Genomic DNA, 26730 nt, shown 5'->3' with positions numbered 1-26730 from the left:
CGCGTCACCTCAATCGCGCGCGAGCGCATCGATCGGATCGAGCCGCGACGCGTTGCGCGCGGGCATGAAGCCGAACACGACGCCGATCAGCGTCGAGCACAGGAACGCCGACGCGATCGAGCCGGCCGAGAACACCATTTTCCATTGGTCGACGAACAGCGAGAACACGAAGCTCATGCCGAACGACAGCACGATGCCGATCGCGCCGCCCATCAGGCAGACGGTCACGGCTTCGACGAGGAACTGCTGCATGATGTCGGCCTGCCGCGCGCCGACCGCCATCCGGATGCCGATCTCGCGCGTGCGCTCGGTCACCGACACGAGCATGATGTTCATCACGCCGATCCCGCCGACGACGAGCGAGATCACCGCGATCAGCGACAGCAGCAGCGTCAGCGATTGTCCGGTCTTCTCGACCGTCTTGACGACGCTGTCCATGTTGTACGTGAAGAAATCCTTGCGGCCGTGCCGCTGCAGCATCAGCTTCGTCAGGCTTTGCTCGGCCGCGTTGCTCGGCTGGCCGTCGCGCACGCGCACGGTGATGCTGTCGAGGTGCCGCTGGCCGAACAGGCGCCCGGACGCCGTCGTGTACGGCACCCAGACGTTCAGGTTCTTCATGTCGCCGAACGCGCTCTTCTTTGCGGCGGTCACGCCGATCACGACGCACGGCAGATTGTCGATCAGGATCACTTCGCCGAGCGGATTCGGGTTCGCGCCGAACAGCTTGCGGCGCGTGTTCTCGTCGATCACCGCGACCTGCGCCTGGCGGCGCACCTCGTCGGGGCCGAACGCGATGCCTTGCGCCATTTTCATCCCGCGCACCTGGAAGAAGCGCTCGCCGACGCCGCTCACGAGCGCGTTGACGTCGATGTTCCGATAGCGCAGCAGCAGGCTGCGCGACGTCTCGGGCGTCGCGCTGTCGACGTAGATCTGCTCGGCGAGCGCGGCGGCGTCGGCGGGCACGAGCGTCTGGATCGCGTCCGCGCGGCTGTCGCCCCAGTCGGCGCCGGGGTAGACGTTGATCGTGTTGGTGCCGATGCTGCCGATTTCGTCGAGCATGTAGCGCTTCGCGCCTTCGCCGATCGCGACGATCGACACGACCGACGTGATCCCGATGATGATCCCGAGCATCGTGAGCAGCGTGCGCAGCCGATGCGACACGAGCGCGATCCACGCCATCCGGAACGCTTCCGCGAAGCGGCCGACGCCCGCCGACAGCCGGTGCGCGCGAAGCGGCCCGGCGTTGCCGTTCGCGTCGCGCGCGGCGCCGGCTTCATCCGCGCGCGGATTGAGCCGGTCGCCGACGATCCGGCCGTCGCTGATCTCGATGACGCGGCGCGCGTGCGCGGCGACGTGCTCGTCGTGCGTGACGATGATGACCGTGTGGCCGAGCGCGTTCAGCTCGCGCAGGACCCGGATCACGTCGCGGCCGCTGTTCGAATCGAGCGCGCCCGTCGGCTCGTCGGCGAGGATCACCTCGCCGCCGTTCATCAGCGCGCGCGCGATGCTCACGCGCTGCTGCTGGCCGCCCGATAGCTGGCTCGGCCGGTGGCCGGCGCGATCGGACAGGCCCAGGCGCGCGAGCAGCTTCAGCGCGCGCTCGCGCCGCTGCGCGTGCGCGCTGCCCGCATAGACGGCGGGCATCTCGACGTTTTCGGCCGCGGACAGATGCGGCAGCAGGTGATAGCGCTGGAAGATGAAGCCGAAATGCTCGCGGCGCAGGCGCGCGAGCTCGTCGCTTTCGAGCTCGCTCGTCTCGCGCCCGCCGACCGTGTAGCTGCCCGAGCTCGGATGGTCGAGGCAGCCGAGGATGTTCATCAACGTCGACTTGCCCGAGCCGGACGCGCCGACGATGGCGACGATCTCGCCCGCGTCGATCGACAGGTTCACGTCGTCGAGCACGACGACGTCCTTGTCGCCCGCGGGAAAACGGCGCGTGACGCGCGTGAGCTGAAGCAGCGGCCCGGTCATCGTCAGTTCCTCGCGTCGGAGGCGGCCGCGCCGGCGCCGGCGGGCTCGGCCGCATCGCCGATGATCACGCGCTCGCCTTCGGCGAGGCCCGACAGCACTTCGACCTTCACGTTGTTGTTGATGCCGGTGCGGACCTTGCGCGTCGCGACCTTGTCGTCGGCGCCGACGACGCGCACGGCATACGTGCCGTCCTTGTCCTTCGCGCCGAGCGCGGCGACGGGGATGTTGAGCGCGTTGCGCGCGGTGCCGAGCAGGATGTTCACCTGCGCGGTCATCGAGATGCGCAGCCTGTGGCCGGGATTCGGCACTTCGAACAGCGCGTTGTAGAACACCGCGGCGTTCGTCTTCGACGAGCCGCCGCCGCCCATGCCGCCGAGGCTGCTCTGCGTGTCGAGGAAGTTCTGCGGCGCGGGCTCGATCGCGCGCAGCTTGCCGTAGTAGCGCTTGTCGGGCTCGCCGAGGATCGTGAAATACGCGGCCTGGTCGGGATGGATGCGGATCACGTCCGCCTCCGACACCTGCGCCTTGACCGTCATCGTGTCGAGTTGGGCGAGCTTCAGGATCACGGGCGCCTGCTGCTGCGCGATCACCGTCTGGCCTTCCTGCGTGACGATCGCGACCACTTCGCCATCCATCGGCGCGACGATCCGCGTATAGCCGAGGTTCGCGCGCGCGGTCTCGATCCTGATGCGCGCCGCGCGGATCTGCGCATCGAGCGCGACGAGGCTCGCGCGCTGCACGTCGAGCGACGCGGCCGCGGCCTCGTAGTCCTGGCGCGACGTCGCGTCGTCGGGCAGCATCTGCTGCTGCCGCCTGAACGCGAGCTCGGCCTGCTTCAGTTGCGCGGCGGTCGAGCGCTTCTGCGCGACGAGGTTCTCGACGTTCGCCTCGGCCTGGCGCAGCTCGTTGCGCGAGATCACCGGATCGATCTCGGCGAGCCACTGATCCTTCTTCACCTTGTCGCCGAGCTTCGCCTTCAGCGACTTCAACTGACCGGACACCTGCGCGCCGACGTCGACCTGCTTGAACGCGTGCAGCGTGCCCGTGGCGAGCACCGCGTTCTCGAGATCGGCGCGGGCGACGTTCGCGGCGAGGTAATGCGGCGCCTTGTCTTTCGACCAGAAGCGTTGGTAGAGCGCCGCGAGCGAGACGAGCACGACGATGCCGGCCGCCGCGGCGATCCAGCGGCGTTGGGATTTTTTCATGAGAGGTGAACGATAACGCGTGGCAGGCGAGGAATTGTAATGAAAATGCAAACCGGCCATTGGAATACGGAAAGGCGCGCCGGGTTCAATGCGGCGACAAATTTCCTCAAAAATTCGACAGTTCGTGACAGGCGCATGGGCGGGCGGGCGCGGCGCCGCCGTTGCGCGCGCCGCCGTGCGTCATTTGCATATCTCGCGGCGGCGGGCATCGATAGCTGAATTCGTTGGTTGGCCGACATGCCGGCCCGCCCTACGATGCGCCGGGACAGACGCCGCGCGAAGCGGCGCGTCCGAGGGCCATTGCCGACCGGCCGGCCGCGCCGCGCGCCGCCGGATTTCCACCGTCCCCTTCACGCATCAAGGAACGATCCGATGAGTCACGAGCCGGACCCCCTCAAGTTCGCCTACTGGGTGCCCAACGTCAGCGGCGGCCTGGTCGTCAGCAAGATCGAGCAGCGCACGAGCTGGGATATCGACTACAACCGCCGCCTCGCGCGCCTTGCGGAGCAGAACGGCTTCGACTATGCGTTGTCGCAGATCCGCTTCACGGCCGGCTACGGCGCCGAATATCAGCACGAGTCCGTCGCGTTCAGCCATGCGCTGCTCGCGGCGACCGAGCGCCTGAAGGTTATCGCCGCGATCCTGCCGGGACCGTGGCATCCGGCCGTCGTCGCGAAGCAGCTCGCGACGATCGACCAGTTGAACCAGGGGCGCGTCGCAATCAACGTCGTGAGCGGCTGGTTCAAGGGCGAGTTCACCGCGATCGGCGAGCCGTGGCTCGAGCACGACGAGCGCTATCGCCGCTCCGAGGAGTTCATCCGCGCGGTGAAGGGCATCTGGACGCAGGACAACTTCACGTTCAAGGGCGACTTCTACCGGTTCAACGACTACACGCTGAAGCCCAAGCCGTTGCAGCAGCCGCATCCCGAAGTCTTTCAGGGCGGCAATTCGGCGGCCGCGCGCCGGATGGCGGCCGCCGTGTCGGACTGGTACTTCATGAACGGCAACACGCCCGACGGCCATCGCGCGCAAATCGACGAGATCCGCGCGGCGGCGGCCGCGCAGGGGCGGCAGGTGAAGTTCGGCGTCAACGCGTTCATCATCGCGCGGGATACCGAGCGCGAGGCGCGCGACGTGCTCGACGAGATCGTGCGCCACGCGGACGTCGACGCCGTCAACGCATTCGGCCACGCGGTCAAGCAGGCGGGCAAGGCCGCGCCCGAAGGGCAGGGGATGTGGGCCGATTCGAAGTTCGCCGATCTCGTTCAGTACAACGACGGCTTCAGGACCAACCTGATCGGCACGCCCGAGCAGATCGCCGAGCGCATCGTCGCGCTGAAGGCGATCGGCGTCGATCTCGTGCTCGGCGGATTCCTGCACTATCTGGAGGACGTCGAGTATTTCGGCAAGCGCGTGTTGCCGCTCGTGCGCGAGCTGGAGCGGCAGCGCGACGCGCAGCCGGCCTGATGCGGGAAGCGGCTCGGCCGTCGTGCGGCGGCGTCGCGCGGCGGGCAGCGTCGCGCGTTCGCGAAGTCATACCGCTGCAATATTGACGAAAGCACAATAGGCACCCGACAGTTCACCAACATCGCGGCGTCTCTCCCGAGGCCGCCGCGTTCATACTGAGGGGGGCCGGTATGCTTCGTACCTTTGCGCGCGCCGCGTGCGCGTTTGCTGTCGCGTCGGCTTGCAACACCGCCAACGCATACGATTATCTGCTGCTCGCGACGTCGTGGGAGCCGGGCTTCTGCGCGACGCACAGCGCGGCCGAATGCAGCACGCTGTCGGGCTCGTACGCGTCGACGAACCTGTCGCTGCATGGTCTGTGGCCGAACAATTACGACGGCAACCAGCCGTTCTATTGCGGCGTGCCGCAAAACGAGATCGACCTCGACAACAATCATCAGTGGTGCAGCATGGATGCGTACCCGGTCGGCTCGTCGACGCTCGCGACGCTCTCGACGTACATGCCGGGCGTCGCGTCGTGCCTCGACAAGCACGAGTGGTACAAGCACGGCACCTGCGCGCAGGCGCCGTCGGCCGATGTGTACTGGAACAACGCGACGGGGATGGTGAGCCGCCTGTCGACGACGTCGTTCAACACGTTCCTCCAGTCGAACGCGGGCAGCACCGTGACGCGGACGCAACTGCTGAACGCGTTCGAAGGCGCGTTCGGCAGCAACACGCGCGGCGCGGTGTCGCTCAAGTGCGTGAAGGTCAACTACGTCAGCTATTTCACCGAGGCGTGGATCTCGGTGAAGACGGATGCGACGTCACAGTTCCCGAGCGCGGCGTCGCTCGTGACCGACGCGGGCACGCAGGGCACGTGCCCGACGTCCGGGATCTATATCGCGAAGTAGGCTCGGCTGCGTGTGCCCGGTTCGGATGGAACGGTTCGGATCGGGTGACGCGAGCCGACGAAGTCGCGTGGGCGCGATCGCCGGGGAGATCGTTCGGGTTTCCACATAGAGAGTGTGCCGATTCGGTACGCGATAGGCGATGGAAAGGGCGTCGAGCGTCGCGGACTGATCATTTTCAGTCGGGACGATTCAGCGGGGCCGGCCGGGTTGTTTTGACGAGTGCGGCCGGCATGGTTCAGATATCGACGTAGGCGGGGAGCAGGTCTTGGTCGACGAGCCGGCATCTCGATGCGGTTCGCGATTGCCACGTGCTCGGGATTGTCGACCGAGAAAGGGGGCATCCGCCACGCTGACGATGATCGTGCCGGTCTGCTTGCCTTTTTCGGGTACGGGGATCAGGACGCGCGCTTCCGGAGTCTGCTGCGGTGCAAGAATCTTCGGCAGGTAGAGAATCCATCTCAAGCCGGGCTTGTCGTCGAAAACCTGCTTGACCGCGTACTCATCGGCGCTTACTTCGGCGAGCGCTGGACTGAACACCGCGACCATTTTCGATCCGATTCCGGAAATGGCCGTATAGGCGTTCCACCGTTCACCTTTGATGCGAAGGATTGATGTGTCAGGGCGGGATTTATCCTCGACATGGCACGATAGGGACGCGCCGTCGTCGCTAGCGTTTGGAAGTACCACATCAATCGTGTTGGAGGGATGGCCCGCACGGCTGCGCTCCGTCGTCCGGTGGTGGCTTGCATCGAGTCGAATCCTTTGAAAAAGCCGCCGGGGGCCCACGGTTTTATGGGCGCCTTTGATGCGCTCATCGCAAGCCATCGGCTCTGCCGTTGGTATTTGACCTGCCGCCATTGCGCCGGATGAGCCGCGCTCGACCTCGGCGCTTCAAAAAATCGACCGCCCCGAATAGGTCGTCAACCATTCCAGCGCCAGCGTGCCAGCGCTCGGGAAAATGAACCGACGATGATGCGCGATGCAGGCGTCAAAAAATCGACTGGCCGGTAAGCGTGGTCAACTGTTCGAGCGCTTGAACGCCGGCGACGGAGTTACCGTTTGCGTCGAGTCCGGGAGACCAGACGCACACGGCCATCTCGCCCGGTAGCACGGCGACGATGCCGCCGCCTACGCCGCTTTTCGCGGGCAGGCCGACACGATACACGAAGTCGCCGGCCGCGTCGTATGTGCCGCACGTCAGCATGAGGGCGGATAGGCGTTTGGTTGAACTGGCGTCGAGAATGCGTTCGCCGGAAACGGGGGCAACGCCGGCATTGGCGAGAAAGAGGGCCGCAGTCGCCAGCTCGATGCAGTTCATTTCGATCGCGCACTGGCGGCAATAGGCGTCGATAACCGCCTCGGGCGGCATGTGCAGGTTGCCAAAGCTTGCCATGAAGTGTGCCATCGCGCGATTGCGTTCGGCGTGGGCAAGCTCGGAATTCGCGACGCGGAGGTTATAGTCGAGGTCGGCGACACCAGTCAGACGTCGCATGAACTGGACGAGCGCAGTTTCAGCACCGACGAACCGACGGCACAAGACGTCCGTGACGATGAGCGCCCCGGCATTGATGAACGGATTGCGCGGTATGCCGCGCTCGCTCTCAAGCTGGACGAGCGAGTTAAAAGCGGTTCCCGACGGCTCTCGGCCCACCCGCTTCCAAAGCGAGTCGCCAAGCAACTGGAAGGCGAGGGTACACGCAAAGAGTTTCGAGATGCTCTGGATCGAGAACCGTTCGCGCGCGTCGCCGACGGAGAACACGCGGCCGTCGAGGGTGACGACGGCCATGCCGAAGCGCTCAGCAGGCACGCTGGCAAGCTCCGGGATGTAGTCAGCAACGCAGCCCGCCGTGCGCAACGGCTCGATGTCGCAATGAATTCGTTCGAGGATTTCCTGATAGTTGGTTTCGGTCATGGATGCGTGTCCGAGAACTCTTGAGCGCGGCCCGCGATGATACCGCAGCCGGTCGGCGTTCAACCTGCGCGTCTGCATTTCATGCATACGACACGTGGGCCCTTTCGACGATATTGGCTGTCCACGCTTGCCATCGGGCAGGGTTCCCGGCGTGGATGTGGAAACGGCGTCCAGTGGACGCCGTTTCCATTACGAATGTGATTGCAGTTGGAATGACCCCACGCAGCCGGCCGGGTTGTTCCAACGTTCCAAGGCGTCATCTTGCAAAAATAATCGAGATCGTCGGTCCCCGTCATGGCAACTTGACGAGGTGCCCTCATTCGATCGAGGACATTTCGTCACCACCTACGGTTATCCCTATGCACTCATTCATCTCATCACATGTGTCGTCAATCGTTGTTTCCGACGCTAATTCTTGACACGTGGCGAATATCCATTCTTGACTCGAAAAATGTTTCGCGCCATGCATCAAGGTGGTTAATCGGATGCTATGAGCGAGTGGTAAAAATGCAGTAGATCGTCAGCGGTCGCGAATCCGTCGATCCGAAGCCATGATTTGCCCGGCGTTGCACGTAGTAGCAGGACCGGGTTGTGATCCATCTTGTCCTGCCGGTACACGTTGAAGGCTTTCTGCGCGACAACGCTCGCCGCCACCGTTCCAGTGTAGTGTTGCCACTCCGGTCCCGCACCGAACTTCGCTGCATACTCGCGAAGGCGCGCAGGCGTGTCGTTTTCCGGATCGATCGAAATTGACACGATATGGACTTTGTCGCGGTCCGCGCCGAGTTCGTGCTGGAACTGCGACAGCGTCTGACTGATCACCGGGCAGATCGACGTGCAGGTGGTATAGATGAACGTCAGCACGACCGGACGTCCGTCGTCGAGTTCGTCCTTCAGTGCAACGGTCTTGCCGTCGTCGCGTACGAGCGTCACGGCCGGGACAGTGTATGCCACCGTCGATGTCTTCGTGCTCGACATCATCATGTGATGATGTGCATGCATGTCTTCTTGAGCCGATGCCGGATGTCCGATGAGCGTGAGTGTGCCGGCCGCGATCAGCGTGTTGGCGAATATGGAAAGCTTCCCGACCATGTTCATTTCAGTCTCCCTGAGTGGTGAGCCGCGTAGATCGTCGTCGCCTTCGGCGTCTCGATTGCAACACGGCGAATCATCGTCCCGTGAATTAGGCGGGATCGGCGTTTACGGGACGGTCCACGCTCCGTCGGCCACGATGCGGGTGCCGCTCGAGTCCGCGAAGCGGACCATGTAGCCGCCTTTCGATGCGAGGCGCTGTCCCGGTGCAAGCGTCAGGCGCGGATAGTAGCCGGTGATCACGCGCTGTTCGAGCGTGTCTTCGATGCGCTCGACGAGATAGTCACGAACGTAGGTTCCGGTCACGTGGCCCAGTGCTTCTTCGAGCAACACGCACGCCAGGAAGGTGTCCGCTTGAATCTGTTGATCGACGATCGGGATGTGCCTGGTGGCTGCCCAGTCGAGCATGTAGTCGACGCGTCGGCGCACACGATCGGGCATGTCGAACGGATACGCGATGTGTGTGACCGCACGCCAGCCGCCGGGCAGCGGCGCATGATCGAGGCCGCCCACCATGCCGGACATGTAGACCATTCGCGTTGGCGCCGCGTCACCCAACGTCGCAATATCGGCGGGGCGCAACCACAGCACGAGCGCATCGTTTTTCGAGATGCCGTTCAACACCCTCGCGACGCGATCGGCTGGCATCAGCGCATGGAGAGACACGTCGAATCCCCGTGCCCGCAAGGCAGTGGCGAGCGCTTGCGCGCCCGCTTCGCCGCTGTCGCCGACCCGATACACTTCGTGGACCGTTTGTGGTGCGACGTCGTGTTTGCCCCGGGAGATTTCGGAGGCGATCAGTCCGGCCTCCAGCAGTACACCGTTCGAGAAGTAGATCGAATAGAAGTCGTCGTTGCGGACGGCCGGTACCTCGACGTTAGGAAACAGGCACGGAATACGGGCGCGTTCGCAGAACGCGCGAACGGGCGCCCAGGTCCGCCCGCCCATCCCCGATATCACCGCGAACACTGGTTCGGCGGCCAGATGCCGAGCGAGTTGCGCCTCCCACGTCGATGCCGCGCCGCCCAGTTCCCAGACATGCAGTTGCCAGCGACGCGGAACCGAGGCTGGCGCGTCGCTCGGCGGATGCGGTGGGGCCGCGCCCGTCGGGAATGCGTCCTTGTCGGCGAAGTAGTGCCGCAGCACGTCGAGCATTGCGTGGCGCTTCACCGGATCGGCGTCCGGCGTCGTGATCGTCGCGAAATGGAGGGCGGTGTCGGTGACGCCCGGCGCGGGCCGCGGATCGAGGCGTTTCAAATAGCGAAGCAGCGCTGCCATGTCGTCGTCGTTCAACGCGAAGCGCGGCATCAAGTAGCCAAGGCGTTGGCCTTGTGCATCGATTCCGCTGCGGATCGCGCGGGCGAGCATCACGTCGGTATAGGCGGCGCGATCGCTGCGCATGCTCTCTACGTACGGCATGCCGGGACGCTCGCCACTCAGCGTGCTCGGATTGAACAGATACGTTCCGGCGATCGGCGGGATCGACGTGAATCCCGATTTGGCTCCGAGGCCGCTGCGCCGATGGCAGTTGACGCAGGCGACCGCGGAGCCTTCCATGCGCAATCCGCCTTCGCGCAGCGCTTGAAGTGGCGCGCCGGAGCTCAGTACTCCGTTGCGATAGATCGCCTCGCCGGGGTCGTCTGTCGGCGATCCGTCCGCCCGCGCCGTCACGACAGCGGACAGCGCGAGCGTCAGGGCGAACAGCGGCACGAGCGCGGGCACGGCGGGCGGATGCGCAGTGACCAATGTGGCGGCCCCGGCTGTTCGACGCAATCCGCCCTGCGAGCGGGCGTGGTCCGACAGCGGCGGTTTCGATTCTCCGACGTGTTCCGGCAGTACCCTTTCGGGCAGATCCTCGTCACGGCGCATCGATCAGCGCTTGCACCAGATTGCCGGCGATCGGACGTCCGAGCCCGGTGACGTAGTCGTAGCCGGGCATCGCGTCGCACAACGCGCCGCATGTGCCGTTCGCGCCGCTCGTGACGTCGTAGAAAGTCGTTTGGTATGAAGCGGACGCGATGCGGTACAGGATCGCTTCGACGGCACTGACTGCATTCAGCGTGGATTTGCCGCGCTGGACCCGGACGCCGTTCGCGATCGCGAGCAGGCCCGACCATTGAGGCGCGCCCGCGCTCGTTCCGCCGACCACGAACCAGCCGCGCTGCCCGCCGTAGCCGTACGAATCGTATATCGCGAAACCCGACGCCGGGTCTCCCGCGTAGGCGACGTCGGGCACGCCTCGCACGCCGGGCGAGTCGAACGGAATCCGATAGCTTGCCTGATACGGTGGCTCGGATTCGATTGCGCTCTGGCCGCCGCCGCTTCCGGACCACGCGGTTTCGCCGACATAACGACCGCTCGCGTCGGTGACGAGCGTCGTCGCGCCGACCCCGAGCACATACGGCGATGCGGCGGGGTAGTCGACGGCGTTCCCGCCGTCGCCGGACGCGGCGACGAACGACACGCCGTTCGCGCTCGTGAACTGGCCGTCAAATTGCGTTTCCGACAGAAACTCGTTGCCGCCCCAACTCATCGACACGACTTTCGCGCCGGCGCCTTCGGGCGGCGCCGCGACCGCCGTGGCTACCGCGCTCATCATGTCGGTCAAGGCATTGGATGCCGCTTCGATCAGCACGATCTTCGCGTCGGGTGCGATCGCATGGGCCCACTGGACGTCGAGCGAACTTTCTAGCGCCCAGCCGGCATCCGCGGGCGGACGGCTTCGATCGGCTGTGGCATAGATCTTGGCGAAGCATCGGTTGGCCGCATTGCAGGGCGGCAGGTCGAAGTTGCGGCTGAACGCGTCGAGATCCGCCTCGGCGTTGGGGTTGTCGTAAGCGTCGACGATCGCGATGACTTGTCCACTGCCGCGGTAATCGCGCGGCAACTGATCGAATCCGTAGAAATTCCGGATCTGCGCCGGAGAAAGGCCGCCCGGGCTCGCGGCCGTATGTCGTTGCAGATGGAACGGCGGACGCGTGAAGCCGCGAGACGGCCGATTCGTTTGCTGTGCAAACGGCGCAGCCGTCGTGAGCGCGAGGGTCGCCATTACGGTAAGCATGCCAAGCGAATGACGTAGCGAGTGTCGTTCCATGTCGTTTCTCTGCCGTGAGCGATCCCGGCGGCGCCGACGACCATTCGATCGACGGATCGACGATCGTCAGCGCACGTTCTGCGCGGCGCTATTGGACTTTGGCGCTCGTGAACGTCAAGGCCGTTCCCGCGCCGGCGATCACGAGCCAATTGGTCGGGTCGGTCGTCACGACCGTGGCGGATCCCCCGGTCACGACCGGCAATTGATAAGCGTTCTTCGGCAGCAGCCACGTCATGTCCTGCAGGCTCGTCGGCTGTGACGCGCTGAACGACCAACCGCTGCCCGTATCGGTCGCCGTCCATGTGACGAGCAGGCGCCGCCTGTCGAACTGTGTCAACTGGTCCATTGTGTACCACTTGTACTGCCCAGTCGCGATCAGCGTGTTCGCATAGCTGAAGATGGTCGCGAGTATGTTCGGGTACCACGACGCGCCGAGCGGGTGCATGTAGATGAGCCGGGTCGTGCGATTGGCGACGACGAAGTTCATCAGTGACTCGTACCAGTTCGTGACGTCCGTCGTCGATACGCCGAACTCCTGGAACTCCTCGAACGTCGCGTACTTGCCGAACGGCATGACCGGGAACGCCCAGATGCCGGGATTCAGCAGCGCGCCGTTGCGGTACGCGCGGGTCTGCGCCATGCCGGTGTGGCCGGTGAAGTAGTAGCCCGAATAGCCGTTGCTCTCGAGCCAGGTCGCGGCCCACGTCGGGGTGTTACCTTCCGGCGCTGCCCATTCGACGTCGGGCTTGCCGGTGACCGACTGCACCGCCTGATGATTCAGCGTGAGGTACTGCTGGAACGTGCTCTGATCGGTCTCGCTCGCATTGGCGCCCCAGTAGTCGTGATCCCACCCGCCATGACTGCCGATGTTGTGTCCGTGGCCGAGCAGATACTGCATCAACTGCTCTGCCTGCGTGTTGTTGGTCAGATTGATGCCGAGGCCGTCGCCTATTGCGGCATCGTCGGGGCCAGCCGTCACGACGATCGAAAACGGACCGTTGTTCCAGATGCCGAGCGACTTCAGGTATAGCGCCGGCTGGATCATTTCTTCCGCGCAGAAGTGCCAGTTGAGCACCATCCCCGCTTGCGCCTTCGGTTCGAGCGACAGATGCGGCATCGATAACACGCTCGTCGTGAAGTAGTGCAGGAAGCCGTGGAGCGGCATGCCGTCGGTCTGCCCTTCGAGGTAGCTGAGCGGCATGTTCACGAACAGCACGCCGCCGCTGCCGTACGGGTTGTAGCCGGCGACGAGGCCGAAGTTCGGCGAAGTCAGCAAGGCCGTGCCGCTGTACGTGCCCTGCGTGACGAAGCTCGGATACGTGAGGAAGCCGTACACGTAGCCCGAGATGCCTTCGAGCACGTCCGTTGTCGCGGCGGTCGTTGTCGTGGCGAGCGCGGATGTTCCGGTGGAAGTCGTCGGTGTCGATGCGGTCTTGCTCTTGGTCGACGTCGCGGTATAGGTGCCGGACTTGACCTTCGCTCCTTTGGACACGCGGCCGAGATTCAGGCTGATGTTGGTTGCGAGGCCGTTCTCGGTCTTGTAGTTGAAGTACGCGTTGTGGTTGTAGCCGGCAAGCCCGCCCGGATTGGTCGGGCTCGGCCGCAGATAGAGCACTTGAGCGGACGACGCGGCAACGGATACGGACGCCGACGTTGTGACGGTAGCCGTGGTCGAACCCGTGCTGGTAGGCCAAGTCATCGACTTTCCGGGCGGAACCTGGAGCGTACGCAACGTGCTGCCCATGCCTGTCACAGGCCCCAGTCCGATCATGTTGCCGCCCAGCGAATTGTAGAGAACGTAACTGACGCCCGCCATCGAGCTGAACCTCGACTGCGGGACGGAATAAAAGCCGGTCGATGTGAGGACGCCGAAATCGTAGACCAGCATCACGTGGCCACCGTTGAGCACGTAGTTCTGGATGGCCGTCACGAGCGCGTCGTCGGCTACCGTATGAACCTGATCGGGCAGGATCAGGCCTCTATACTCCTGGAGCGACGTGCCTGCCTGTTCGAACTGGCTGTCGTACATGACAGAAAGCTGCAAGCCTTCTTCCGACGCCGCGTCGAACCAGGCGGACACGCGCGGATCGGTGAGCGTGAAGTTGTCCGGCAGCAGCAGCAGCAACTGATTCGACGCCGCGTTTGCTCGTCCGGGGACGATGGCGAGACATAGAGAACACAGGATCAGGCACGTCCTGAGGAATCGAATCGACTTGACCAGCATGGTGCTCTCCTGTCAGGGGGACGACACGTGATATCCAACGTTCCTGGTACGCGCTTCGTCCGGATGCGTTCGGCGGTGACGTGTAGAGACTGCGTCGGCCGAGCGAATCGAAGATAGGGAGCGATAGGCGCGTTGCGGACCCGTGGCGTTTTTCGAGCGGAAGACAAACCGGCGCGTCACGGCTTCCGTCAGGAAGTGCTGGATCGCCAGTCGTCCTCGAACGCGCGTCGAATTCGCCATTGGGAGCGTGTCGAAAGAAGCTAGCAACGTGCCAACCCGGCCGTTTGCCGGCTGCATCGGGAGGCCCGGCGCATGGGGATACCGTTGCCTTTCGGAGTCGGCAAAAAATGTCGCAATGCTGATACGTGATGCGCGGAGAGGAGGCGGACATCCAATGCTGCGAAGACCTGGCGAGGTCGGGCGCGACGAGGCGGTGGCATCGCTTCGCGAAATGAGCCGATGTCGGCGTGCCGCCGGTACGGCGAATGGCGAAGCCGCTGACATCGTATGATGAATGCCCTCTAGGCAGGGTATCGGACGGCTACGTGCGAGTGACGCGAAACGTGACGAACGGGTCAGAAATGGAGCTGGTATGCAACATCGGCCTTCGTCATTTCACCGTGAACATGTAGCCGCGCTGGCTTCGATGATCGTCGGAGGCTACGGCCGCCCAGGGCACCGTGTACTTGTCGAGCGCCGACGGGCAGCGCGACGCTGATGGTCTTGGCGTGGTTCGGCAAGCTCATACTTCATTTCTTTGACGGATAGGTCCAACCGAACGGGTGTTGACGCACATCAGCGATGCGATCAAATGTCGCGTTGCGCCGCCAGTTTTGCCGGTATCGTCGGCATTTCTGGTTTCCGTTAAAATGCCGTCGCTCCCGCGATGCCCGCCATCATGACCGCTCGTCGCCGTAATCGAATGATCGCCTGGCTTGGCCTTCTTGCCATGTGGTTCATCGTTTTTTCCCCGATCGTGAGTCATGGCATAGCGTCTATTGATCGAGAGCTGCCGTCTGCGCAGACCTGCTCGGTTGATGGGGGGCATGACGCCGAAGATCACGTGGCCATGATTCACCTCGGCGCTTGCGGATATTGCGATCTGCTTACGCATCATGTGCCGGCACCGCCGCTCGCCTTGCCGCAGATGGTGGGGACCGGGAAGTACCGCATTGCCCAATCGTCGGTACCGTCTACATTCGTAGACGGTGACGCATTCTCCGCAGGACACCCGCGGGATTCGCCGTTCCTCGCCTAAGAGGTGTTAACAGAATGACTTTTGAAGGTGTCGCCAGCATATGATGCAGCAGGCGATTCTGAGGAAAGCTTCGTGGATGAAAGCGAGCTGTTCGAAGCGGATGCGCAGTCGGCGGAAGTTGTGAAGCCACGAGATGGTTCGCTCCACAACCCAGCGTGTTTTGCCTAGCCCACTACCATGAGGCTGACCACGTCGAGCGATTTCGGTTGCAATGCCGGCGGCATGCAGTGGACGTCGGTATTTATCGTGGTCGTAGCCTCTGTCGCCCTGAACGACCCGAGGCTTCGATAGTGGTCTGCCACGCTTGCCGCCGATTGGCGGAATTGCCTCGACCAGCGCTTGAAGTTGAGTGACGTCGTTGCGGTTGGCGCCGGTCAGAATCACCGCGAGCGGGATGCCCTGAGCTTCGGTGATGAGATGGTGCTTTGAACCGGGTCGCGCGCGGTCTGTGGGATTCGGTCCTGTTTTTGACCTGAGCCCACAGCGCGGATTGAAGAGGAATCGACGATGACGCGAGACCAGTCGATTTGGTCGGCTGCACGCAATCGCGCAAGCAGTACCTCGTGCAACTGCTCCCAGACGCCTGCGGCTTGCCAGTCACGTAGGCGACGCCAGCAACTCATGCCGCTGCCGCAACCCATCTCGCGAGGTAGCAGGTCCCAGCGCAGGCCTGTTTGTAAGACGAAGAGAATGCCGGTGAGCACCGCACGATTGTCGAGCGGCTTGCGCCCCGGATAACGGGCTCGCCGTAGTTTGGGAGGGGGCAGCAATGGTTCGATGAGTGCCCACAATTCGTCGTCGAGTATCGGTTTGGCCATGTCCTTTTCGTCGTCGAAACAATGAAAAGGTTAACAGCATTCATCGAGGGTTAACAGCCCCTTCGTTCATTTTGTTAAGGGTTCTAAGTCAATCGTTTTCAGCCACTTCAAGAAGCCCTGCCAAATCGAGCGGGACTCTTGGGCGCGAGATTGCCACTGAAACAGTTCGCGCCACGCGTCCGCGCTACGACGGATCGATTGCGCGCGCCAAAACGACACAAAGAGGAAAGACATGCGAATCGAATCGAATCGAAATATCGACGTTGCACTTGCTGCACTCGCCTGCTTGACGGGGCTGACCATACCTGTTGCCGCCCATGCATGCGCGACCTGCGGCTGCTCGCTAAGTACCGATGCCGCAATGGGCTATTCGGCGATGCCAGGCTGGCGTATCAGCCTCGATTACACGTACATCCCGCAGAACCAATTGCGTAGCGGAACGAGTGCGGTATCGCCCAACGTGCCGGCGGCAATCAACGCGGCGGGCGGGAGTCAGGAAGTCGAACACCAGACGATCAACCGCTACTGGAACCTCGGCATCAACTATAGCCCGAATGCGAAGTGGAGCTTCAGCGCGATCATTCCATTCGTCGACCGCAGCCATTCGACTTACGGCAACGCGACGCCAGATCAACTCACCCCCGGCAATCTGAGCGGCGCAACAAGCAGTGGGCTCGGCGACGTTAAGTTGATCGCCAGCTATCAGGGCTTCCTGCCGACTCACAATCTCGGCGTTCAACTCGGGGTCAAGCTACCTACCGGGAAGTACGGCGGCCAAAATACACTAACGGGAGCCGCCGTGGGCCGCAGTCCGGTGTTCTTCTCGTCGGGCCCGAACAGCGCAGGCGGCCAGGCGCTCGATACCAGCTTGCAGCCGGGTACCGGCAGCACTGACCTCATCGTTGGCGCGTACTACTACCAGCCGGTGAGCCAGAACTTCGACGCGTTCATCAACGGTCAATTCCAGTCGGCTGTGATCGAGAATCTTCACGGTCTTGGCCAGGACTACCGTCCCGGCAATCAGGCGACGGTCAGCGTCGGTCTGCGCTATGAGGCGAATCCGAAGATCGTCCCGCAACTTCAGATCAACGTGACCCGCAAGAGTGCGGACCAGGGCGCGCTCGCTGACACTGACAATACGGCCGGCACGGTTGTCTATCTGTCGCCTGGCGTGACGGTGAATGTGGTGAAGAATCTGAATGTTTACGCATTCGTCCAGAAGTCGCTGTATAGCCGGCTCAGTGGCTATCAGTTGTTTCCGCGCTGGTCTGGCACCGTCGGGGCGAGCTATGCATTCTGATGTTGAGGAATCGCCGTTCGCCAAGCGTGGCTGGTCGAGGCGGGATTGGCTGCGCGGGGCCGGTGGGGTCGCGCTGGGCGCCAGCCTCGGCGGGTGGCTGCCGATGGCGCAGGCCAACAGCCTGGCGGTGGGCCGTCCGGCGCCAGGCCTCGTCTTGCACACGCTCGACGGGCAAAATATCGCCAGCGACGATTTGCGTGGAAACGTGGTCATTCTGACGTTCTGGGCGACATGGTGCGAGCCGTGTCGAATCGAACTGCCGCTGTTGTCCGAATACGCGGCGCATCATGCGGCGAACGGCTTGCGAGTGCTCGGTTTCAGCCTGGACGGGCCAGACAGTCTCGCGGCTGTCCAACAAGTCGCGGCCAAATTGAGCTTTCCAGTTGGCCTCCTGGGCAGTGCATACGCCGGCGGCTATGGTCGAATGTGGCGCATCCCGGTGAGCTTCACCATCGACCGGAACGGGCTCCTTGCCGACAATGGCTGGGATGATCCTAAGCCCTCGTGGACAGCCGATCGCCTCGAGCGCGTCGTAACGCCGCTCTTACATGGATAAGTCGCATGTTGAGCATCTTCGGCGTTGTGGTGTCCTGCTCCGGTGGACAGGCGTCAATGTTGAGTGCGCTCTTGCTCGTGATTGCGATATTGTCCGCCATCCCTCAAACACAAGCGGTCATTCGATGAGAGCGAGATGAAACGAAGCGTGAATCATTCGGCGATCTACTCTATCAAGCTCTATCAACGGCATGACCGCTTGCCGGTCAATGCCCGCTTGGAGACGATATTTCGAACGCGGTCGACGTGATTGGGACGTCCGGGCGTTAATGCTAAGCCCATTTCGTTGAGCGCTTCTATAACGCGAGGTGCTCGATATCCCTGTTTGACAAGCTCGATCATCGTGCGAATTGCTTTAGCCGCGCTGGTGTTCAGTTTGTATTGCTTTTCTGGTGTCTGCTCAATCCAGCCTGAGGCAAAGAAGTGGCCGGCCAACAATTATATGAGTGGAGCGCCAGCGTGCCAGCGAGCGAATTGCCGTTCGGATCGAGCCCCGGCGACCACACGCACACCGCCATCTCGCCCGGCAGCACCGCGACGATCCCGCCGCCCACGCCGCTCTTCGCCGGCAGCCCGACGCGGTAGACGAAGTCGCCCGCGGCGTCGTAGGTGCCGCAGGTCAGCATCAGCGCCGACAGCCGCTTCGCCGAGCTCGGATCGAGAATCCGCGCGCCCGTCGCGGGCGCGCCGCCGCCGTTCGCGAGAAAGAGCGCGGCCTGCGCCGATCCAGGGGGCGAGTTCCGCGTGAATGCGTTCGAGGATCGCTGGGTATTTCATCGAATCGGTGCGCGGCGCGCGGGTGTGAAGCGAGCCCGTATGGAACCTTCTCGGCGGCGATTCGTCAAGCATCTGCGGCGCAGCGAGCGTAACGGCTGCGGGCGGCTGCGGGCGGGCGGCCGACGCGCGATTTTCACGGGGGCGGATACGAGAGGTTCGTCTGCCGGCGCGCGTCGCAGTATCATTCCAAATGTTTCAGGATCTTACAAAGTTGGCGCGTCAGTTTCGCTCGTTCGCGCTAAGCCCTTGTTTCAAATAATATTTGGCTTCCATATCGACTGATTTGCCCATGCCTTTCCGGATTCTCCTCGTCGAGGACGACAATCGCCTGTCCACGCTGATCGCGGGCTACCTGCGCAAGCACGAGTACGTCGTCGACACCGTGCTGAACGGCGACGACGCCGTCGACGCGATTCTGACGGGACGCCCCGATCTCGTGATCCTCGACGTGAACCTGCCCGGCAAGGACGGCTTCGAGATCTGCCGCGAGGCGCGCGAGCACTACGATGGCGTCATCATCATGGTGACGGCTCGCGACGAGCCGTTCGACGAATTGCTCGGCCTCGAATTCGGCGCGGACGACTACGTGCACAAGCCGGTCGAGCCGCGCATCCTGCTCGCGCGGATCAAGGCGCAACTGCGCCGCGCGCCGGCGCGGCAGGCGGACGGCGCGCTCGGGCAGCCGGAGAGCTACACGTTCGGCCAGTTCACGATCGACCGGACGAACCGGACCGTCAGCCTGCCCGACGGCACGACGCCCGAGCTGACGTCGGCCGAGTTCGACCTGCTGTGGGTGCTCGTCTGCCATGCGGGCGAAGTCGTGAGCCGCGACGATCTGATGCTGCAACTGCGCGGCGTCGAATTCGACGGTCTCGACCGGACCATCGACGGGCGGATCTCGAAGCTGCGCCGCAAGCTGCGCGACGACGCGAGCTGCCCGCAGCGGATCAAGACCATTCGCAGCAAGGGGTATCAATTCAGCAAGAACGCGTGGGAGTGAGCGGCGCGTCGAGGTGCACGGCCGGCGTCGCGCGCGGCTCGGCTTCCGTCTCGCACTTCGTTTGGCGCGCGTGCCGCGCCACGCCGAACGAGATGCAGCGCAGCATGGCGCTCCGACTGCGCCCGGACATTTGCCGCGGTTTTACTCGGCGAAACGCCGCGGCGTTGGCGCGATAGACGACCCATGCGGCAGACGAGCCGGCCGCGCGTCGGCCGAACGACGGTCCCGACCGGCCGATCAGGCCGATACAGGCCCGGCCGGTTTCCGCCCGATGACTGACGGCGCCGATTCCCCCACATTCTCGACACGATCATGAACAGCACGCAAGCGCACCGATTGTCCCCGTTCCGCTATTGCAAATGGCGCTGGCTGCATTTCCGCCGCTCGTGGACCGACACGCGCGCCGACCGCATTCCGAGCTGGTCGCGCCTTTATCTGCGGACTTATCTGCATCTCGTCGGCCTCGTGCTGGTGACGGTCGGCGGGACGATCGCCGCGCTCTGCTCGGCGCTCGGGCCGCATGTGGTGTGGCGCGCGCTCGATGCGCTGCCGGGCGGCGCGCTGCCGCTCGCCGCGTTCGTGCTCGCGGTGCCGGCGCTCGCCGGCTATCGGTGGATGCGGCCCGTCTGGTCGGATCTCGTGATGGTGCGCGAGCGCGCGATCGACTTCACGGGCGGCCGCTTCAACACGCGCGCGCGCGAATCGCGCAGCGTGATCATCGGGCCGCTCGCGCGCACGCTGAACGCGCTCGCGATGCGGATGGAACGCCTGATCGCCGCGCAGCGCGACCTGACGAACGGCATCTCGCACGAGCTGCGCACGCCGCTCGCGCGCGTGCGCTTCGCGCTCGAGAGCCTGCGCGAGCCGGGGTCGGCCGACGAGTATCAGAACGCGATCGACAGCATCGAGCAGGACGTGTCCGAGCTCGACGAGCTGATCGACATGAGCCTCACATACGCGCGGCTCGAGTACAGCTCGCTGCAGTCGAATCTCGAGCTGACGGTGCTCGTCGCGTGGTTCGACAAGCAGGTTGCCGACGCCGCGCTGCTGTATCCGAGCAAGACGCTCGACGCGCGCGTCGCGGTGCCCGCCGATCTGCGCGTGAAGATGGACAAGCGGCTGATGTCGTATGCGATGCGCAATCTGCTGCGCAACGCGAGCAAGCATGCGCGCGGGCGGATCGCGGTCGGCCTGCGGATGCGCCACGGCAACATCGAGATCGATGTCGAGGACGACGGGCCCGGCGTGCCGCCGGACGAGCGCGAGCGGATCTTCGAGGCGTTCGTGCGGCTCGATCGCCATACGGCCGGCTACGGGCTGGGGCTCGCGATCACGCGGCTGGTGCTGCAGGCGCACAACGGGCGCGTTGCCGTCGTCGATCCGCTGCTGCTGCCGGGCGCGCGTTTCGAGATGAGCTGGCCGGTCTGACGCGCGGCGGGGGCGCGCGTTCGCGGCGCGCGGCGCACCACGGACGGATTCGCGCCGGAGCGTCACCCCGGCCGGCGCCCGGCTCAATACGTGCGGCCGAGCTGGAAGTAGAGGTTGCGCCGCCCGCCCGGCGCGAACGCCACGCCGACGTACACCGGCCCGAACGCCGTCGTCAGGCTCGTGAAGAGCGTATAGCTCTGCTTGAGCGAGCCGCCGCCGATCCGCTCGCCGCCCGCCCACACGTTGCCGACTTCCGCGCTCGCGCCCACATAGAGCGCCTTGATCGGCGACGCATTGAACGTCGCAAGCTGGTTCATGTAGGTGACTTGCCCGTAGAACAGCGCGTCGCCGTTCAATTGGTCGGCCGCATAGGCGGACAGATGCTGGAAGCCGCCCAGCGTGAAGTTGAACCGGTTGATCAGATTGGTGCCGCCGAAGCTCTTGCCGCCCTCGATGGTCGCGCTGAGGCTATGCCGGCCGAACTGCTGCGCAATCATCGCCTTGCCGTACACCTCGGTGTACGGCGCGTTGCTCGTATCCTCGCCGGAGTCGGGGTCCGAGAAGGCGCTGCTCGACGACAGCGAGCGCTCGACGCGCAGTTCCGTGAAATAACCTCTGCGCGGGAACAGCGGGTCGTCGAGCTGGTCGATGACGAGCCGCGCCCGCGCGCTCAGCGCCCGCGCGGTGTAGTCGGAGAACAGGAGTATTTGCTGCGGGACCGTGTCGCCGATGTCGAACGGTATGTTGTAGGTCGGCGCGCCGGTGCCGTGCGCGTACGCGAGGCCGATCCGGAAATCGCCGAGGCGGCCGATCGGCAAGCCGAAGTCGATGCCGATCCGCTCGGTCTGCAGCCGGTATTGCGTCATCTTGATGTCGCCGCTCGAGTCGTAGACGTTCGCATAGCGGCGCAAGTATTCCGCGTACGGCGCGACGTAATAGCCGATCGTGTTCGACAGCGGCTGGCGCAGCTCGACGTGCGCCGATTGCATGTCGCTGCCGAGCGTCGTGTCCGCGCGGAATTCGAGGCCGGACTGCGTGAGCCACGGCCGCCGGTAGCCGACGTGCAGCCTGAAGCCGCCTTCGTCGCTCGAACTGCTCGACATCCCGAGCCCGAACAGCAGGAAGTTCGGCCCCCAGTACTTCTCCTGCGCGTCGATCACGAGCCGGTGCTCGTCGCCTTCGTTGACGATCTGCTGCGTGACGTTCTCGAAATTGCCGCTCGTCGTCAGCGACAACAGGTCGGCGCTGACCGCCTGCGGATCGTAGACGTCGCCCGGCTTCACGCGCAGCGCGTTGCGCACGACCCGCTTCGGCACCGCCGCGCCGTTGGTGCGGATCTCGATCGACGTGATGCGGATCGGTTGCTGCTGCGGCCGCTTGTGCGCGGCCCGATACGCGTCGTATTGCTCGGGCGACAGCGCGTAGCGCGCAAGCCGCGGCAGCGCGGCGACGGCGGCGGCTTCGCCCGCGGCGATCGCCTGGTTCGCGGTCTGGAAATCGGTGAAGGTCTGCTTGCCGAGGTCCGGTTGCAGCAGGATGTCGCTTGCCGTCAACTGCTTGCGCTGCTCGGCGACGTTCTGCCGGATCAGGATGCCGATCATCTGCTGCATCACGTCGGCGGGCGACGCGAGCGCGTTCAGCGGGCGCAGCGGCGAGCCGATGTCGACCGCGATCACGACGTCCGCGCCCATCCTGCGCGCGGCGTCGACGGGCAGGTTGCCGACGAGCCCGCCGTCGACGAGCGCGCGGCCGTCGATCTCGGCGGGCGAGAAGAGGCCCGGCAGCGCCATGCTCGCGCGGATCGCGAGCGGCAGCGAGCCGTGGTCGAGCACGACCTTCTGGCCGGTCTGCAGATCGGTTGCGACCGCGCGGAACGGGATCGGCAGCCGGTCGAACGGCTGGTTCGTCGGCACGGCGGCCGTCCAGCTCGCGAGGAGCGCCTGCAGCCGGTTGCCCTGCACGAGCCCGACGGGCGCCTTGAAGCCCTTCGAATCGAAGCCGATCGTCAGGCTGTCGATATAGAGGCGTTCGTCCTCGCGCTTCTTCTGCGGCAGGTCCGCGCGCTCGGTCACGTCGAACGCGATGTCGGCGAGATTCACCTGCGACAGCCGCCGCTGCATCTCCTGCGCGGTCATCCCGGTCGCGTACAGCCCGCCGACGACGGCGCCCATGCTCGTCGCCGCGATGCAGTCGACCGGAATCCGGTTCGCCTCGAGCACCTTCAGCACGCCGAGATGCGCGTAGCCGCGTGCGCCGCCGCCCGACAGCACGAGGCCGATCGCCGGCCGGCCTGGCCTGCCGCCGTCCGCCGTGCAAACGGACGCCTCCGCGGCGGCCGGCGCGGCTTGTGCGGACGCCGAAGCGTCGGTTGCATCCGAGATGGCGGAGGCGGGCGTCGCCGGCGCCGGCGACGCGGCCGCGACGGGCGCGACGGGCGCGGCCGCCGAGGCACCCGTCGCGGCGCAGACGAACAGGAGGGCGGCCACGAGGCCGGGAACGCGAAGGCCCGGACGGGCGGAAGAGGCGAGCGCCGTCATTATCGTTGCTTGGGTGTGATCGGACTGAACGGTCGGGAGCGCCGATGCGGAATCGGCAAAAGCGAGAGAGTACCGCTTTTGTCGGGGCGCGACCACGCGTCGCCGCGGTTCGCGCGGGCCGCGCGCGCGCACGGCGGCCTGCCGCGCTATAGAAAATTCATGAAATCTCCTAAAGTATTCAGGCATCCTGCCGCTAAGCGACTGAGTGGATTGCGCTCGTCGCCGGCGATCGGCCCCGGGGGCGGCCGCAGGCGCATCCACAGAATCCTTCCACCTGATTCAATAGAGGCTTCACGATGGCGGCACCCTTTCTCGGAAGGTTCTTTGCGCACAACGTCGCGGTCGATCCCGGCACCGCGAGCACGCTGATCTACGTCCGCGATCGCGGCGTCGTGCTGAATCAGCCGTCGGTCGTCTGCTTCCGCAAACGGGGCGGCCCGGCCGACAGGGCGCGCGTCGAGGCGGTCGGCGAGCAGGCGAAGGCGCTCCTCGGCCGCTCGCCCGAGCATCTGGAAGCCGTCAGGCCGCTCAGGCACGGCGTCGTCGCGAACTATCACGCGGCCGAGCAGATGATGCGGCAGTTCGTCGGCATGTCGCATGCGCGCTCGCTGTTCGGCAGGCGCGTCGAGTTCACGATCTGCGTGCCGTCGAACGCGACGGCGGTCGAGCAGCGCGCGATCCGCGAAGCGGCGCTCGCGGCGGGCGCGTCGCGGGTCAGCCTGATCAGCGAGCCGCTCGCGGCCGCGCTCGGCGCGGGGCTGCCGGTATCGGAGGCGGTCGGATCGATGGTCGTCGACATCGGCGGCGGCACGACCGAGGTCGCGGTGATTGCGCTCGGCGGCATCGTCTATCGCGAGGCGATTCGCGTCGGCGGCGACCAGTTCGACGCGGCGATCGTCAATCACGTCCGGAGCCTGTACGGCGTGCTGCTCGGCGAGCACACGGCCGAACACGTGAAGAAGGCGATCGGCACCGCGAGCCGCCGGGTGCCGCGCGAATCGATCCACGCGGTCGGGCGCAGCGTCGCGGACGGCCTGCCGCGAACCATCGAGCTCAGCAATCACGACATCGCGGATGCGCTCGCCGCGCCGCTGAACCAGGTGGTGAGCGCGGTGAAGAGCGCGCTCGAGAACGCGCCGCCCGAGCTGATCACCGACATCGCGGATCGCGGGATCGTGCTGACGGGCGGCGGCGCGCTGCTCGCGAATCTCGGCAAGCGGCTGCGCGACGAGACCGGGCTCGCCGCGCGGGTCGCCGACGATCCGCTCACCTGCGCGGTGCGCGGCGCCGGCGAGGCGATGGGGCGGGGCGGGTTCGACGCCGGCGACGAAGACGCGGGCGATTTCGGCCTGAATCGCTGATTCGCTGAATCGCGCGCGTCGGTCTCGCCGCGCGCGTGCTCGCGAAAGCCCTTCAACTGCGCGGTCAGATATTCGTTCGTTTGCGCGTTGAGCCGCGGAAACATCGGCGATTCGCTGCGGCCGTGCGGGCCGTGGCAAGCGGCGCAGAGCTGCGCGGCGAGCCGTGCGCCGTCCTGCGCGTGCGCGGAGCCGGCGGGCCAACCGGCGAGCGCGGCGACCGACATCTACGGATATGCAAGCATTGCGGTGAAACCGCGGCGGATATGATTGAACATACCGCCTCCCCTTTGTTGTCGATCGTTCTGACATGTGCCGATCGGTTCTTTGCTCAGCGACCGCTCTTTTTGTCTTGCATTGAAGCCGGTGTTGTTTACCGATATTCGTTGTGGTTGTTCTTGTTCCTTTCGGAATTATTTCGAATTTATGGAATGCGTCGCGATGCCAGCTAATCGTTTCTCGCATCGATCGATATCGACGATTCGAGTTTAGGATTGCCGCCGTTTCGAAAATTGATGTGAATCAGATGGACCAAGTGGAATCGCGCGCCTCGCCGCCGATACGCTTTGCCGACGCGGCGCGCCGCGCGCGCCGAAGAGAGCGCGAGACTCCCTTCGGCAAGCGTGCGGCTACTTGCCCTGCAGCAGATCCATGAACGGCGGGAAGGTCAGCAGGATGCCGAACGTCAGCAGCACGAACGCGACGGCTGTCACGCGGCCGAGCGCGACCGATTTCGCGCTCCACAGGCGCGACAGCGCCACCCACGACAGCAGCCAGACGACGATCGCGCTCGTCGTCACGCCCGAGAGCGGCCCGGTTGGCTTGTAGAACGTGAAGAAATGCGCAACCGGGCGGAATGCATCGCCGGCGAGCGCAAAGAGCCCGACGGCGAAGCAGCCGATGCCCGCTGCGAGAATCGCGGCGGCGGCCGGGCCGTTCGGCAGCGCGCCGGAGGAAGCGGGCGCGCTCGCGCGCGACGTGGCCGCCGACTCGCTTGATACGGATGACTGATTTTGGTCGACGCCGGTCGTGTTCGGCGTCGCAGTGCGCGGATGCGAGGTAGGCATGTTCATTCTCCCGTCATGAGATGGATGGCGGTGCCGCCGCGAACCGGCGCGTACTTGTTCAGGAACGCGCCGAATACACCCGCGACGCCGGTCGCGACGAACGCGACGACGGTGAACGTCAGCACGGCGTTGCGAATCTGCCGTTGCCGGCTGAGCGCGGGGCCATACTTGCCGAATACGTACGCGACCATCGTCATCGCGATCGGCGCGAGCCACGCGACATGTTCCTTCCACTCCATCCCGAGGCTGTGCCAGCCCGACGTGTTGCGGCTCGACATCAACAGGCGTTGCGGGTAGTTCGCGAGATCGGTCAGGCCGGTGGGCGGCACGGCGCGATACCACGGATAGACGACGTATGCGCCGGAGAACACGGTTGCCCACGCGAGGATCACCATCGCGGACAGATAGATCATCAACAGCCGATGTTCGCGCGGCGTGGGCACCTCGGGCGCGCCCGGCGCAGACATCCGGTAGACCTCGGCGATCGCGCCGGAAAACGCGAGCATGAACAGCGCACCGAAGCCCATGCCGTGCAGCACGGTCAGCAGATCCCTCATTGAAATTTCCATCATGGCCTCCGTTCATTTGGCAGGTTCCGCTTTCATCGTGTCGGACGGCAGGCTTTCCGAGTTGAGGCAGATCAATCGGAATGGTGTGATGAGTCATTATTCGAGATGCGAAATGAAATGGAAAAAAATTAAGAAGTGAACGAGTTGGCTGTTTGTCAGCCATGAACATGGTTTGAACGCAATTTTTGCATGGCCCGATTCTTTG

The 26730-nt window shown here is 64.6% G+C and carries 21 protein-coding genes and 4 pseudogenes; 10 read left to right on the top strand and 15 right to left on the bottom strand.

Annotated elements, in window-relative coordinates; all coding sequences use genetic code 11:
- Window positions 1-9: 9 nt before the first annotated feature.
- A complete protein-coding gene (gene macB, locus WT16_RS20275; protein WP_006027715.1) occupies window positions 10-1971 on the bottom strand; it encodes a macrolide ABC transporter ATP-binding protein/permease MacB in 1962 nt (653 codons plus the stop codon).
- A gap of 2 nt (window positions 1972-1973) precedes the next feature.
- Window positions 1974-3176 carry an efflux RND transporter periplasmic adaptor subunit gene (locus tag WT16_RS20270; RefSeq protein WP_063534065.1) on the bottom strand — a complete coding sequence of 401 codons (1203 nt, stop codon included), beginning with the start codon at window positions 3174-3176 and terminating at the stop codon, window positions 1974-1976.
- Between the two features lie 39 nt (window positions 3177-3215).
- Here WT16_RS20270 and WT16_RS33860 point away from each other — a divergent pair, with 39 nt between their 5' ends.
- The 4 genes and pseudogenes from WT16_RS33860 to WT16_RS35675 all read left to right on the top strand — a co-directional run.
- The gene (locus tag WT16_RS33860) at window positions 3216-3395 is read left to right on the top strand and encodes a hypothetical protein (RefSeq protein ID WP_006027713.1); all 180 of its coding nucleotides are present in this window, start codon (window positions 3216-3218) and stop codon (window positions 3393-3395) included.
- Between the two features lie 153 nt (window positions 3396-3548).
- Window positions 3549-4643 (top strand): dimethylsulfone monooxygenase SfnG, encoded by a 1095-nt coding sequence (gene sfnG, locus WT16_RS20265; RefSeq protein WP_006027712.1) that lies wholly within the window; start codon window positions 3549-3551, stop codon window positions 4641-4643.
- Between the two features lie 170 nt (window positions 4644-4813).
- Window positions 4814-5536, top strand: coding sequence for a ribonuclease T2 (locus WT16_RS20260; RefSeq protein ID WP_015603090.1), 723 nt, complete (start codon window positions 4814-4816; stop codon window positions 5534-5536).
- Between the two features lie 93 nt (window positions 5537-5629).
- Window positions 5630-5752 (top strand): annotated as a pseudogene (locus WT16_RS35675) (DNA adenine methylase); the annotation flags it as partial.
- Between the two features lie 19 nt (window positions 5753-5771).
- On the opposite strand, the pseudogene WT16_RS20255 reads toward WT16_RS35675, so the two are convergent.
- The 8 genes and pseudogenes from WT16_RS20255 to WT16_RS20220 form a co-directional block, all read right to left on the bottom strand.
- A pseudogene (locus WT16_RS20255) lies at window positions 5772-6208 on the bottom strand (immunity 52 family protein); the annotation flags it as partial.
- A gap of 316 nt (window positions 6209-6524) precedes the next feature.
- Window positions 6525-7448 carry a glutaminase gene (locus tag WT16_RS20250; protein WP_015603249.1) on the bottom strand — a complete coding sequence of 308 codons (924 nt, stop codon included), beginning with the start codon at window positions 7446-7448 and terminating at the stop codon, window positions 6525-6527.
- Window positions 7449-7925: 477 nt separating this feature from the next.
- Entirely contained in the window at window positions 7926-8546 is a 621-nt protein-coding gene (locus WT16_RS20245) for an SCO family protein (RefSeq protein ID WP_156521475.1), read from the bottom strand.
- A 102-nt stretch (window positions 8547-8648) separates the two neighbouring features.
- Entirely contained in the window at window positions 8649-10409 is a 1761-nt protein-coding gene (locus WT16_RS20240; protein WP_231892089.1) for a c-type cytochrome, read from the bottom strand.
- Window positions 10399-11634 (bottom strand): S53 family peptidase, encoded by a 1236-nt coding sequence (locus tag WT16_RS20235; protein ID WP_063534064.1) that lies wholly within the window; start codon window positions 11632-11634, stop codon window positions 10399-10401. The genes WT16_RS20240 and WT16_RS20235 overlap by 11 nt, the downstream gene beginning before the upstream one ends.
- A gap of 88 nt (window positions 11635-11722) precedes the next feature.
- Window positions 11723-13858: a polysaccharide deacetylase family protein gene (locus WT16_RS20230; RefSeq protein ID WP_063534063.1), complete on the bottom strand. Its 2136-nt coding sequence runs from the start codon at window positions 13856-13858 to the stop codon at window positions 11723-11725.
- Window positions 13859-14600: 742 nt separating this feature from the next.
- Entirely contained in the window at window positions 14601-14975 is a 375-nt protein-coding gene (locus WT16_RS35065) for a hypothetical protein (RefSeq protein WP_231892088.1), read from the bottom strand.
- 147 nt (window positions 14976-15122) lie between these two features.
- Window positions 15123-15934 (bottom strand): IS5 family transposase gene (locus tag WT16_RS20220; RefSeq protein WP_197486474.1). Its coding sequence is split into 2 segments (ribosomal slippage): window positions 15123-15586 and window positions 15586-15934, totalling 813 coding nucleotides; the frame shifts between segments, so codons are not numbered across the junction.
- Window positions 15935-16166: 232 nt separating this feature from the next.
- On the opposite strand from WT16_RS20220, the gene WT16_RS20215 reads away from it, so the two are divergent.
- Both WT16_RS20215 and WT16_RS20210 read left to right on the top strand, forming a co-directional pair.
- Window positions 16167-17234 (top strand): transporter, encoded by a 1068-nt coding sequence (locus WT16_RS20215; protein WP_059931628.1) that lies wholly within the window; start codon window positions 16167-16169, stop codon window positions 17232-17234.
- Complete coding sequence (locus WT16_RS20210) at window positions 17224-17790, top strand: TlpA disulfide reductase family protein (protein WP_009914560.1); 567 nt, start codon at window positions 17224-17226, stop codon at window positions 17788-17790. The genes WT16_RS20215 and WT16_RS20210 overlap by 11 nt, the downstream gene beginning before the upstream one ends.
- A gap of 370 nt (window positions 17791-18160) precedes the next feature.
- On the opposite strand, the pseudogene WT16_RS32055 reads toward WT16_RS20210, so the two are convergent.
- Window positions 18161-18511 (bottom strand): annotated as a pseudogene (locus tag WT16_RS32055) (glutaminase); the annotation flags it as partial.
- Here WT16_RS32055 and WT16_RS33855 point away from each other — a divergent pair.
- From WT16_RS33855 to WT16_RS20200, 3 genes are all read left to right on the top strand, one after another.
- On the top strand, window positions 18399-18848 hold the full coding sequence (locus WT16_RS33855; RefSeq protein ID WP_156521474.1) for a hypothetical protein: 450 nt from the start codon (window positions 18399-18401) through the stop codon (window positions 18846-18848). The pseudogene WT16_RS32055 and the gene WT16_RS33855 sit on opposite strands and share 113 nt — an antisense overlap.
- A gap of 7 nt (window positions 18849-18855) precedes the next feature.
- Window positions 18856-19566 (top strand): response regulator, encoded by a 711-nt coding sequence (locus WT16_RS20205; RefSeq protein ID WP_006027700.1) that lies wholly within the window; start codon window positions 18856-18858, stop codon window positions 19564-19566.
- 312 nt (window positions 19567-19878) lie between these two features.
- Window positions 19879-20994, top strand: coding sequence for an ATP-binding protein (locus WT16_RS20200; RefSeq protein ID WP_063534062.1), 1116 nt, complete (start codon window positions 19879-19881; stop codon window positions 20992-20994).
- A gap of 83 nt (window positions 20995-21077) precedes the next feature.
- Here the strand turns inward: WT16_RS20200 and WT16_RS20195 are convergent, their stop codons facing one another.
- A complete protein-coding gene (locus WT16_RS20195; protein ID WP_059931634.1) occupies window positions 21078-23531 on the bottom strand; it encodes a patatin-like phospholipase family protein in 2454 nt (817 codons plus the stop codon).
- Between the two features lie 296 nt (window positions 23532-23827).
- Between WT16_RS20195 and WT16_RS20190 the strand changes: the two genes are divergently transcribed.
- Window positions 23828-24892: a rod shape-determining protein gene (locus WT16_RS20190; RefSeq protein WP_009914569.1), complete on the top strand. Its 1065-nt coding sequence runs from the start codon at window positions 23828-23830 to the stop codon at window positions 24890-24892.
- Window positions 24893-24903: 11 nt separating this feature from the next.
- Here the strand turns inward: WT16_RS20190 and WT16_RS32040 are convergent.
- The 3 genes and pseudogenes from WT16_RS32040 to WT16_RS20175 all read right to left on the bottom strand — a co-directional run.
- Window positions 24904-25116: pseudogene (locus WT16_RS32040) on the bottom strand (c-type cytochrome); the annotation flags it as partial.
- Between the two features lie 402 nt (window positions 25117-25518).
- The gene (locus WT16_RS20180; protein WP_063534060.1) at window positions 25519-25962 is read right to left on the bottom strand and encodes a hypothetical protein; all 444 of its coding nucleotides are present in this window, start codon (window positions 25960-25962) and stop codon (window positions 25519-25521) included.
- Window positions 25959-26513: a hypothetical protein gene (locus WT16_RS20175; protein WP_231892087.1), complete on the bottom strand. Its 555-nt coding sequence runs from the start codon at window positions 26511-26513 to the stop codon at window positions 25959-25961. Before WT16_RS20175 ends, WT16_RS20180 begins: the two co-directional genes overlap by 4 nt.
- Between the last annotated feature and the right edge of the window lie 217 nt (window positions 26514-26730).

The sequence above is a fragment of the Burkholderia sp. MSMB1589WGS genome (assembly GCF_001636105.1).
In the GTDB taxonomy this organism is placed as follows: Bacteria; Pseudomonadota; Gammaproteobacteria; order Burkholderiales; family Burkholderiaceae; genus Burkholderia; species Burkholderia humptydooensis.
The sequence above is the reverse complement of the archived record's forward strand: the minus strand, read 5'-3'. Positions and strand labels throughout refer to the sequence as shown.

Bases quoted from the DNA above. Each gene is read 5' to 3' on its own strand.
- WT16_RS20190 (WP_009914569.1), top strand. From the start codon at position 23,828: ATGGCGGCACCCTTTCTCGGAAGGTTCTTTGCGCACAACGTCGCGGTC.
- WT16_RS35065 (WP_231892088.1), bottom strand. From the start codon at position 14,975: ATGATGCGTAAGCAGATCGCAATATCCGCAAGCGCCGAGGTGAATCAT.
- WT16_RS20270 (WP_063534065.1), bottom strand. From the start codon at position 3,176: ATGAAAAAATCCCAACGCCGCTGGATCGCCGCGGCGGCCGGCATCGTC.
- WT16_RS20210 (WP_009914560.1), top strand. From the start codon at position 17,224: ATGCATTCTGATGTTGAGGAATCGCCGTTCGCCAAGCGTGGCTGGTCG.
- sfnG (WP_006027712.1), top strand. From the start codon at position 3,549: ATGAGTCACGAGCCGGACCCCCTCAAGTTCGCCTACTGGGTGCCCAAC.
- WT16_RS20240 (WP_231892089.1), bottom strand. From the start codon at position 10,409: ATGCGCCGTGACGAGGATCTGCCCGAAAGGGTACTGCCGGAACACGTC.
- WT16_RS20235 (WP_063534064.1), bottom strand. From the start codon at position 11,634: ATGGAACGACACTCGCTACGTCATTCGCTTGGCATGCTTACCGTAATG.
- WT16_RS20180 (WP_063534060.1), bottom strand. From the start codon at position 25,962: ATGAACATGCCTACCTCGCATCCGCGCACTGCGACGCCGAACACGACC.
- WT16_RS20195 (WP_059931634.1), bottom strand. From the start codon at position 23,531: ATGACGGCGCTCGCCTCTTCCGCCCGTCCGGGCCTTCGCGTTCCCGGC.
- macB (WP_006027715.1), bottom strand. From the start codon at position 1,971: ATGACCGGGCCGCTGCTTCAGCTCACGCGCGTCACGCGCCGTTTTCCC.
- WT16_RS20175 (WP_231892087.1), bottom strand. From the start codon at position 26,513: ATGAGGGATCTGCTGACCGTGCTGCACGGCATGGGCTTCGGTGCGCTG.
- WT16_RS20230 (WP_063534063.1), bottom strand. From the start codon at position 13,858: ATGCTGGTCAAGTCGATTCGATTCCTCAGGACGTGCCTGATCCTGTGT.
- WT16_RS20245 (WP_156521475.1), bottom strand. From the start codon at position 8,546: ATGAACATGGTCGGGAAGCTTTCCATATTCGCCAACACGCTGATCGCG.
- WT16_RS20215 (WP_059931628.1), top strand. From the start codon at position 16,167: ATGCGAATCGAATCGAATCGAAATATCGACGTTGCACTTGCTGCACTC.
- WT16_RS20260 (WP_015603090.1), top strand. From the start codon at position 4,814: ATGCTTCGTACCTTTGCGCGCGCCGCGTGCGCGTTTGCTGTCGCGTCG.
- WT16_RS20200 (WP_063534062.1), top strand. From the start codon at position 19,879: ATGAACAGCACGCAAGCGCACCGATTGTCCCCGTTCCGCTATTGCAAA.
- WT16_RS20205 (WP_006027700.1), top strand. From the start codon at position 18,856: ATGCCTTTCCGGATTCTCCTCGTCGAGGACGACAATCGCCTGTCCACG.
- WT16_RS20250 (WP_015603249.1), bottom strand. From the start codon at position 7,448: ATGACCGAAACCAACTATCAGGAAATCCTCGAACGAATTCATTGCGAC.
- WT16_RS33860 (WP_006027713.1), top strand. From the start codon at position 3,216: ATGAAAATGCAAACCGGCCATTGGAATACGGAAAGGCGCGCCGGGTTC.